The 11,017-nt window shown below is 38.8% G+C and carries 7 protein-coding genes and 1 pseudogene; all 8 read left to right on the forward strand.

Annotated features, from left to right (window positions below; all coding sequences use genetic code 11):
* Positions 1-468: pseudogene (locus BP861_RS08490) on the forward strand (dihydroorotate dehydrogenase electron transfer subunit); the annotation flags it as partial.
* A 73-nt stretch (positions 469-541) separates the two neighbouring features.
* Positions 542-1,276 (forward strand): fumarylacetoacetate hydrolase family protein, encoded by a 735-nt coding sequence (locus BP861_RS08495; protein WP_292374383.1) that lies wholly within the window; start codon positions 542-544, stop codon positions 1,274-1,276.
* On the forward strand, positions 1,276-1,581 hold the full coding sequence (locus BP861_RS08500) for a hypothetical protein (protein WP_292374385.1): 306 nt from the start codon (positions 1,276-1,278) through the stop codon (positions 1,579-1,581). The genes BP861_RS08495 and BP861_RS08500 overlap by 1 nt, the downstream gene beginning before the upstream one ends.
* Positions 1,582-1,803: 222 nt before the next feature.
* Complete coding sequence (locus BP861_RS08505) at positions 1,804-3,519, forward strand: glutamate--tRNA ligase (RefSeq protein WP_292374387.1); 1,716 nt, start codon at positions 1,804-1,806, stop codon at positions 3,517-3,519.
* 1,238 nt (positions 3,520-4,757) lie between these two features.
* Positions 4,758-5,726 (forward strand): right-handed parallel beta-helix repeat-containing protein, encoded by a 969-nt coding sequence (locus BP861_RS08510; RefSeq protein ID WP_292374389.1) that lies wholly within the window; start codon positions 4,758-4,760, stop codon positions 5,724-5,726.
* Positions 5,727-6,753: 1,027 nt separating this feature from the next.
* The gene (locus BP861_RS08515) at positions 6,754-7,725 is read left to right on the forward strand and encodes a glycosyl hydrolase family 28-related protein (protein ID WP_292374391.1); all 972 of its coding nucleotides are present in this window, start codon (positions 6,754-6,756) and stop codon (positions 7,723-7,725) included.
* 38 nt (positions 7,726-7,763) lie between these two features.
* Positions 7,764-7,910, forward strand: a complete 147-nt coding sequence (locus tag BP861_RS16000; RefSeq protein WP_349681009.1) for a PKD domain-containing protein — start codon at positions 7,764-7,766, stop codon at positions 7,908-7,910.
* A 1,662-nt stretch (positions 7,911-9,572) separates the two neighbouring features.
* Positions 9,573-11,017: PKD domain-containing protein (locus tag BP861_RS08520; RefSeq protein WP_292374393.1), on the forward strand; the 1,445-nt coding region annotated here is incomplete at its 3' end.

The raw sequence follows: 11,017 nt of genomic DNA on the forward strand, positions 1-11,017 counted from the left end.
GCTGCTCCTCTTGCTCCTTATGCCGAAGCAGCCCGAAGTGCAGGTTCTGAGGTACACACGGTTCTTGGAGCCCGGAGTACAGACGATCTGCTTTTTGAAGAGCGTTTTGCAGCAGCAGGGAAAGTCTACGTTTCTACGGATGATGGCTCAAAAGGGACAAAGGGCTTTGTGACCGATGTGCTCAATGGCCTCAATCTTTCGGTTTATGATAGAATTGCAGTCTGCGGGCCGGAAATAATGATGGCTTCGGTTTTCAGGCTCCTTGAGGAAAGAAAGGCTCTTAAAAAATCCGAGTTCAGCCTTCACCGCTATTTTAAGTGTGGAATAGGTGTCTGCGGGGCGTGCTGCATAGACCGGTCCGGATTGAGAGTTTGCAAGGATGGGCCTGTGTTTTCAGGTGAGCAGCTCTTTGACTCCGAGCTTGGAAAATATATGCGGGATGCCAGTGGGCGAAGAGTTAAAATTTAAGTTTGAATATATCCTTTTAAAAAATAAAGGAAAGCAGACGAAACCATCCCAGAAAGCAGGAGAAGACTGAGATATGATTGGAAGGTTCAGATCAAAAGATGAAGTTTTTTATGGAGAAATCGAAAATGGACACGTGTATCCAAAAGGAGGGACTTCCGCAGGGATCTATGAGCTTTCGGAACTTCGTATCCTGCCGCCTTCATCTCCCTCCAAAATCGTATGTGTCGGCCTTAACTACAAGGATCATGCTGAAGAGCTACACATGAAAGTCCCGGAAAAACCTGTTCTCTTTTTAAAGCCTCCTTCAGCTGCTATAGGGCATGAAGATAAGATAATTTATCCGGAATCAAGCTCCAGAGTGGAACATGAAGCCGAACTTGCAATCGTTATAGGCAAACGATGTAAGAATATCCCAGCCTCAAAGGCCGTGGATGTGATTGCGGGTTATACTTGCTTTAATGATGTGACCGCGCGGGATCTCCAACAAAAAGATGGACAGTGGACAAGGGCAAAGAGTTTTGATACCTTTGCAGCTTTCGGGCCTTATCTCGCTTTTCCCAACGAGATTGATATTACGGATGCAAAGATTGCCTGCAGGGTAAATGGGGAAACCAGGCAGGCTTCCAGCACTTCAAACCTTATTTTTGACATTCCTTATCTTATTGAGTTTATTACCGAAATCATGACCCTGGAAGTTGGAGATGTTATTGCCACAGGGACGCCCCCTGGGGTTGGAGAACTTCAGCGTGGAGATATTGTGGAAGTTGAAATCCAGGGAATAGGAATACTTAGAAACGAGGTTGTCTGATGCTGCTTGGAAATATCGTAACCGAACTTGACCTTACTGAGCGCCATCTTCTGGTGCTCAAAAAAGTGATTGAAGGAGCTCCTATTGGAATCCTGAAACTTGCAGAAGTTACCGGAATGCAGAACCATAAAGTGCGTTACTCACTCAGGGTCCTTGAACAGGCTAACCTTATCAAGCCCTCGGCTCAGGGTGCCGTACCCGGGGATGCAGTCCCGAAATTCCTGGAAGACTTTGAGCTTGAGCTTGAGAAAATCAATGAGAAAGTATCCCGCATCCGGGAAATCGAAGCTTCCATTCCCAAATGAGATTTCCGTATGTAGGATAAGCTATTCAGAAAGCTTTTTTTCAGCTTTTGCCGAAAATTCCTACGCTTCGGTGACTTTTTATAATCCTATTTACATGTTTTTCTCAACCGCAACTGTTGCGGTTGATCACGACATCACAACATCACGACATATTCGATCAAGTCTTATTTAAAAAGACTTGCTTTTAATCACTCAATCCAGATTATTTTTGGAGAAGCTTCTATGACCTTAAGTCCTGAAGATCTTAAAACAATTGAAAAATACGCCTATCAAAATGCTGTAAAATACGGGAAAGCCCCCCAACCTAAAGCTGTAATGGGCAAAGTAATGGGGGAATGCCCTCAACTCAGATCCGATCCTAATGCAGTATCTGAGGCTCTTGAAAATATTATTCCCGAGATTGCAAAGGGAAACCCTGAAACCTGGGAAGCAAAGCTCTCAGAAATTGCCCCTGAGCTTATCGAAGCCCTTAGTGTAAAAAAAGAGCCTGACAAAGGTTTAAAACCCCTAGAAGGAGCAGAAAATGGCAAAGTTGTAATGCGTTTTGCTCCGAATCCAAACGGGCCCGCAACCCTTGGCAGTGCAAGAGGCATGGTAGTTAACTCCGAATACGTGAAAATGTACAACGGAAAATTTGTCTTGCGTTTTGACGATACCGATCCTGATATAAAGCGGCCTATGCTTGAGGCTTATGACTGGTACCTCGATGACTTCAAATGGCTCGGGGTTGTACCTGACCAGGTTGTCTATGCCTCTGACCACTTCCCTATATATTACGACTACGCAAGAAAACTTATCGAGATGGGCAAGGCTTATGTCTGCTTCTGTAAAGGAGAAGATTTCAAGAGATTTAAAGATGCAAAGCAGGCTTGTCCTCACAGGGATACCAGTCCTGAAGAAAACCTCATGCACTGGGAAAAAATGCTTGCCGGAGAATATGAAGACCAGCAGGCGGTGCTGAGGATCAAGACCGATATAAAGCACAAAGACCCTGCGTTGAGGGACTGGGGAGCTTTCAGGATAAGAAAGATGTCGCATCCGCGCCCTGAAATCGAGAATAAATATGTTGTCTGGCCGCTTCTGGATTTTGCAGGCGCAATCGAAGACCACGAGCTAGGCATGACCCATATTATCCGGGGTAAAGACCTTATAGACAGTGAAAAGCGGCAGGGCTATATATACAAATACTTCGGCTGGAAATACCCGAGGACAACTCACTGGGGTAGGGTCAAGATCCATGAATTTGGAAAGTTTAGCACGAGTACCCTGAGAAAAGCCATAGAAGCAGGGGAATATAGTGGCTGGGACGACCCGAGGCTTCCCACAATCCGGGCAATCCGACGCCGTGGAATCCAGGCTGAAGCCCTCAAGAAGTTCATGATCGAGATGGGAGTCGGAATGACGGACGTAAGCATAAGTATGGAGTCTCTCTACGCCGAAAACCGAAAAATTGTAGATCCTATTGCAAACCGTTATTTCTTTGTCTGGAGTCCGGTAGAATTGAAAATTACAGACGCAGAGCCGACAGTTGCTAAGCTTCCTCTTCACCCTACTGACCATGAAAGAGGATTTAGGGAAATTGCCGTAGGGAATAAGGTGCTTGTCTGCACGGAGGATATTGAAAATCTAGAAGTGGGTTCTATTATCCGCTTAAAAGATTTCTGCAATATAGAGATTACTTCTCTTTCCCCACTTCAGGCAAAGCTCTCCGATGTTTCTCTTGAAGCCCTTAAAAAAGCAAAAGCGAAAATTATACACTGGGCTCCACTTGATGGAATAAATGTGAAAGTTCGTGGCCCTGAAGGTGATCTAAACGGTATCGGTGAACAAGGAATTGCAGCTGAACTTGACAACATTGTACAGTTTGAGCGCTTCGGTTTTTGCAGGATCGACGCTGTAAGTGAGGAAGAAGTTGTGGCTTATTTTGCCCACAAGTGATTCTTGGAAAGAAAGAGGGCAAACGAACTGTCCTTTTTCTTATATCTACTTTCCTTTAGCTTTTTTGTTTTTCCACTAATGAGAGAATGTAGATTAACAGTTTCTTTAGGATCTATTCTTTTGAAGCATGTTAATGTTACCGAATTTGAAACATGTTAATATTATCTATTACCCAATTATGAAAATAATTTTAATTTTAAGATTAACTCTAAAAAGAATTGCTGGTTATGAATTAATATACTTATCCTCATAATTCTCCTCATTTATTAGAATTGTGAAAGATTAGAATTGTGAAAGCAAAATATTTGTTATTATTTCTAAAAAAATTTACTGCCGAATTTTGAGTCCTTGAAGTTTAATAGTAGGAATGGTTCAATTAGAATTAGTCATTTTCTAATTACTTTTCGATTTAATATATACCATATTTCCCAAATTATCTACTCAAAAATGGCAAAATTTTTATAATATAATCGGGATAAATCTTAAATGTCAACTTAGCAATAAAACAACAGAGATATTAGAGTTTATTAAGAGAGTTGACTTGATTAGAGACCGTAATTAATGGAAGTATTGACCAGAAGGCTGCTATCCTGTGGTCAATAGCAAGTTTTGATTTATAGAAGCCAAAACTTCTAATATCCGACCCCACCTCCAATGACTAATCCCTATAATGTGATTGGAGAGTGAGACTCTGTGTGCAACGTGTCCGCCCCACATAAATCGCAGAGAACTGAATTAGATAGATTCAAAAATATTACGCAGACGTAATAATAATCTTTGAATTACCGTATAGACCCGGCATAATTAGATATTGATATACTCGGCCTAATTAGATAGTTCGGAAAAAACATTACGAGTACGTAATATGGAATTTTGAGAAATATCTGGGAAAGAGTATGCGATTATCCTGGAATTTTTGAGTTGCTCAAATTCGAATTCCAACCTAGAGGCGATACGATGCTAAAAATAAAGCAGGAAACCCTATTCCCGAAACCATGTCTTATTTTAACAGCCGTATCAACTGTTGGGAGAAATATAACTATCTTATAGTTTTTTGAGTTTACGCAGATTCCAAATCCAACCCAAAGGTGATACGATGCTAAAAGTAGAGCAGGAAACCCTATTCCTGATACCATGTCTTAGTTTAACGGCCGTATGTGCTTTTGGGAAGATATACTAGTCCCTATAAGGTTTTTTTGAGTTTACTCAAATTCCAAATCCAACCCAAAGGTGATACGATGCTAAAAAGACAGATAGGAACCCTATTCCTAGTAACATGCCTTATTTTAACAACCGTACCTGCTGCGTTAGGCGCACAAAATACAATAACTGTAAATCCGACGTCTGGATCAGATGCCCAGACTGCAATTAATAAAGCAATTAATTCTGTTGCATCAGGAGCAACATCAAGCAACCCTGGATATGTTATCCTTGGTGCTGGCACTTATCAGATAAGTGCACCTATAATTTTGAAATCTAATGTGGTACTGAAAGGGGCAGGCGACGATACAATAATCTTTGCCACAGGTTCAGTTTGTAACTCCGAAGGATCGCCTGCATATGTGTTCGGGTCAGGTGTTTCTAACGTTGAAGTATGTGACCTTCAGTTCAAAAGTACAGCAACTGGACCAAGTGACGGAGGGCACGGAAACTATCGAAACTGCATACAATTCAGATCATCGAGTGATTGTAAAGTACACGATATTTTGTTCACTCGCTATCTGTACAGTGATGGTGTCAGAGTTAGTAAAAGTTCTGGAATAGAAGTATATAATTGCAGAATGCATTCGGTAGGACATGATGGTGTAGCATTTTTATCCGGAACTAAGGATTCCAGAATGTATAACTGTGATGTTGAGGTTCAAACCAATACAGGTGTCAGGATAGACAATTGCGCAAATATTGAAGTGGATCACAATACCTTCTCAGGTAATGCTGGATCTGGCTGGTGCTGCGTTGAGCTGGAAAATTCACTGACAAATACGAATGTCCATCATAATATCATGCATGATTTCAAAGGATCAAGCAGCAGTGCAGGCATTGGAAATGTTCATGCAAGCGGATCTATTAGAGTTCATGATAACGTTATGTGGAACGTGTCACCTTACGTTACTGTAGGATCAGGCTCAAACACACTGGGACCATCTGATCACAGTGTTGAGAACTGGGTAGCGAAAGGATATGGATACGGCTCTCTGGGCAACTGATTCAACAAACACGATGGAACATATTCAATATTAAGAAGAGTCCTGCACACACTTACAGGATCGTATAGTTCGAGAGCTTCGGTTTTTGTAGGATCGATGCGGTAGAGAAAGACGAAATTATGGCGTATTTGCCCATAAGTGATTTTCGGAAATAAAAGGGGCAGATAACTGTCCTTTTTCTTTTATCTACTCTCCATTAATTTTTTTGTTTTTATCAATAATGAGAAAGTGTAGATTAATCAGTCTCTTTAAGATCTACTCGTTGGAAGTATGTTAATATTACCCGTTATCTAATTGTGGAAATAATTTAAATTTTAAGACAAGTTTAAAAAATAATTATGGATTATGAATTAACATATTTATTTTCATAAATTTTTCAGTTACGATAAGGAAAGCAAAAATATTTTTCTTTATCGATTTCTAAAAAGTTTTACTGTTGTAGTTCGAATTTTTAAAGTTAATAACAGAAGTGTTCAATTAAGTTTGGTACTTGTCTTAAAATTTAAATTATTTCCACAATTAGATTTCTCTAATAACTTATTAATATTTTACATTACTTGTTTTCAAAATTTTTCCGAAAAATAAATACTATTTTATAATATAGCCTGTATAAACCTGAAATGCCAACTTAGCAATAAAATAGCAGATAGATGAAAACTTTTCAAAAAAGTTAACTTTGCTAGAGGCCGTGGTTAGTGAAACAGGAAGTATCGACCAGAAGAATAACATCCTATGGCCAGTAACAGATTTTGAGAAATAGAAGCAAACTCTTCTAATGTCCAACCCACCTCCAATTATAGAACTTTGAGAAAATATCTAGGAAAGAGTATACGATTATCCTGAGCTTTTGAGTTTACTTAAATTTTAAACCCAATCCAAAGGTGATACGATGTTAAAAATGAAGCAGGAAACCCTATTCCTGACAACATGCCTTAGTTTAACGGCCGTGTGTGCCTTTGGGAAAAATAGACTCTAACCCTATGGAATTCTTTGTTTACTCAAATTCCAAATCCAACCCAAAGGTGATATGATGCTAAAAAGACAGATAGGAACCCTATTACTAGTAACATGCCTTATTTTAACAACCGTACCTGCTGCGTTAGGCGCACAAAATACAATAACTGTAAATCCGACGTCTGAACCAGATGCCCAGACTGCAATTAATAAAGCAATTAATTCTGTTGCATCAGGAGCAACATCAAGTAACCCTGGATATGTTATCCTTGGTGCTGGCACTTATCAGATAAGTGCACCTATAATTTTGAAATCTAATGTGGTACTGAAAGGTGCAGGCGACAATACAATAATCTATGCTACCGGTTCAGTTTGTAACTCAGTGAGATCGCCTGCATATGTGTTCGGATCAGGTGTTTCTAACGTTGAAGTATGTGACCTTCAGTTCAAAAGTACAGCAACTGGACCAAATGATGGAGGTCATGGAGGCTATCGAAACTGCATACAATTCAGATCATCGAGTGATTGTAAAGTACACGATATTTTATTCACTCGATATCTGTATAGTGATGGTGTCAGAATCACTAAAAGCTCTGGAATAGATGTATACAATTGCAGAATGCATTCCGTAGGACACGACGGTGTAGGATTCTTATCCGGTACTAAGGATTCCAGAATGTATAACTGTGATGTTGAGGTTCAAACCAATACAGGTGTCAGGATAAACAATTGCACAAACATTGAAGTAGATCATAATACCTTCTCAGGTAGTGCTGAATCTGGCTGGTGTTGTGTTGAGATGGTAAATTCATTGACGAATGTGAATGTCCATCATAATATCATGCATGATTTCAAAGGATCAAGCAGCAGTGCAGGCATTGGAAATTTTAATGCAAGAGGGTCAATTAACGTTCATGATAACGTTATGTGGGCTGTGTCGCCTTACATTATGGTAGGATCAGGTTCAAACATATTGGGGCCATCTGATCACAGTGTTGAGAATTGGGTAGCGAAAGGATATGGATATGGCTCTCTTGACAACTGATTCAACAAACACGATGGAAAACATATTCAACAGATGGAATGTACTCAAATTATGAGTCCTGCACAACATACAGTAAAGCGGGAAAATACACTGTCAGCTTAACAGTGAAGAACGCTAAGGGCAGTAACACTAAAACTATGGCTGGATATTTTGTAGTATCCAAAAAAATGAATACCTTAAATTGAAAAACGATAAAAGAGATCAAGACTAAAGGACGTGTGGAATCAATGATCAAATCTGACAAAACCAACCCTTTAGCCTTGTATGACCAGGTTTGAGAGTCGGCATTGTGCTTGCGGTTTTCGGCAATCGACTGTTACTACATAACATCTCGACTTTTTTATATTTGGAGTTTTCAATTAGTGCTTCCAGTGCTTCCAATTAAAGTATTATCAATTTAGACATATACTCCTATTGGAAAATTAGTAACAATATTTACTTGTTTTAATTACTACTAGATTAATTAAAGCATATACTTGACTTGAAAAAGTGTAGCAGAATATAATTTTTGGAGAAGATGTAAAATAAAAAGAAATATCAACAACTTTATTGAAAAGATAAAACAGGCATTGAATGTAAAATATATCTTCAAAAGAAGCAGGAATTGTGAATCAAAATAGACTTTAAAGAAATTTCAATAGATATTCCAAGAAGAATAATATTTTTTATGTAGTACTTTTAGACAATTACTCAAAATATGCAATTATGATTGGCAGTATTTTAGTATAAATCCGACATCAAGTTTTCGTATTACGTAAATGAACCTATTTTTATGTCTCAAATTTTGACTTGAAAATCTCTTAAAATTTGTAATTTAACAGAAAAAACAACACCCCAACTTATTAAATGCATTAATATTTGTACTCGGTCAAGATTCGAAAAATCAAATGAGTATCATTTTTCATGCTAATGTCTAAGGTTTATCTTAAAGTTGAATTTGATTTTTACAATAAAGAAAGGACTGAAGCCCATGTTTTTCGTATAAATTAAACCGAAGTTTATTTGATATTACAAAGCCACATAAAATAAAAGAAGTAACTAAAAATTAAATTATTTAGTCAAATATTCGAAACATTTTAATATAAAATAGAGAAAGATAGAATGAATCATTGATCGTGGAACAAAAATAGCTAATTTCCTAGCATGTAAGACCTAACATACAATCTCTATAACAAGAACCCCTATAACGGTTCTTTCTTAGAGGATATGAATACGGTATAAATAAGTACCAACGGTAGACTTTAAGATTGGACAATGCCAAAATTGAACAAAATAGATTTGATGTTTGTTAATTTTGTTAGATCTACATGGAATCTATAGCTACATCCCGATTTCATGATTGTCATAAACTCCGCTTCAGTCTGTAAACAAAAAACAAAAACCACCTAGATTTTGGAACTGAGTTTTAGATAACGAAACCTGTATTCGGTAGGTCGACATTAGGATTTGGATATTTTTCATGAAGGTATCATCTTCAAACTGTACGGGAAAAAATAAGCATCACATATTTGCTGAAATTAAAAAAATTATTCAAACATAAAAATATTTAATAAATTTATTCGACTTTCAAAATATGTGATAGAATTATTGTGTTTTTGATTAGAAAATTTTCCCTTGAGATGAAGAAGGTATCAGGATAGCGCTTTTCAGAAATTAGATAAATCCGTACTGTATTTGAAACTGGATAACATATGGGCTAAATCTCATTATCGAAATATTCAGCGGACCATTTTTGCAGTTTCTTAGTACGGGATGAAATCTAAGGTTCCACAAAACGCTGTCGGTAAAAATATTTGGAAAAACGATTTACCTGCTGAATCCAGGACGAAATATAACGGAGCCAGATGATGAAAAAAAATGAAAAATTGTGTTCAGTAGTTTTAGCTTCAGCAGCGATCTTTTTAGTTTTAATTCTGATGTTATCTACTGCATCGGCAGCTACTGCACAAAGTACTTCGAACACGGCTAGATATGCATATATTACGAATAGCGGCAGTACTACTGTCTCTGTAATTGACACCTCAAGTAACACTGTTAAAGCCACGGTGAATGTAGGCTACAACCCTTACGGGGTTGCAGTTAGCCCGGATGGAACAAAGGTGTATATCGCGAGCGATGTCAGCGACGCAGTCTCTATAATTAATACAGCTACAAACAAGGTTACAGCCACGGTAAAAGTAGGATCTAATCCCTGGGGAGTTGCAGTCAACCCTAAGGGAACAAAGGTATATGTGGCGAACGAGGGCAGTGGTACTGTCTCTGTAATTGACCCTGCAGCCAACAAGGTTACAGCCACGGTAGAAGTGGGAAATTATCCCTGTGGAATTGCAGTCAGTCCAGATGGAACAAAAGTATACGTTGTGAATACCCTCGATAACAATGTCGCTGTAATTAACGCAGATACAAACAAAGTTACAGCCACGGTGAATGTAGGAAATCTCCCTACTGGAGTTGCAGTTAGTCCAGATGGAACAAAAATATATGTGACGAACGAATACAACGTCTCTGTAATTGACACAGCAACAAATAAGGTTACAGCCACGGTGACTGTAGGAAGTTATCCGTGGGGAGTTGCAGTCAACCCGACGGGAACAAAGGCATATGTAACGAACTATGGAGATAACACTGTCTCTGTGATTGATACTGCCACAAGCAAAGTTACAGCCACTATAAAAGTAGGAAGCTACCCATTAGGAATTGCCATCAACCCTGAGGGAACAAGGGTATACGTGGCAAATGAAGAAAGCAATACTGTATCCGTAATTAACACCGCCACAAACAAAGTTATAGCTACGGTGAAGGTAGGAGAAGATCCGGCTGCCTTCGGGCAGTTTATAGGTACTACCCAAGTACAAAATCCAGTAACTCCGGTTGCAAGTTTCACTAGTGATGTCACATCAGGAAAAGCACCATTAAACGTTGTGTTTACGGATACCAGCACAGGAACTCCTACTTCATGGAAATGGGATTTTGGAGATGGAACATCGTCAACCCTGCAGAATCCAACACATAAATATTCCAAAGCAGGAAAATACACAGTAACATTGACAGCAACAAATGCAGCTGGAAGTAACACGGTTAAAAAATCAAATTACATAACAGTAACAATAGCTGCAACAAAACCGGTTGCTGAGTTTTCGGCTTCTCCGACATCAGGAAGTGAACCACTAAACGTTGTGTTTACGGATACCAGCACAGGAGCTCCCACATCATGGAAATGGGATTTTGGAGATGGAACATCGTCAACAGCCAAAAATCCAACACATAAATATTCCAAAGCAGGAAAATACAC

Source organism: Methanosarcina sp. UBA411 (assembly GCF_002495725.1).
In the GTDB taxonomy this organism is placed as follows: domain Archaea; phylum Halobacteriota; class Methanosarcinia; order Methanosarcinales; family Methanosarcinaceae; genus Methanosarcina.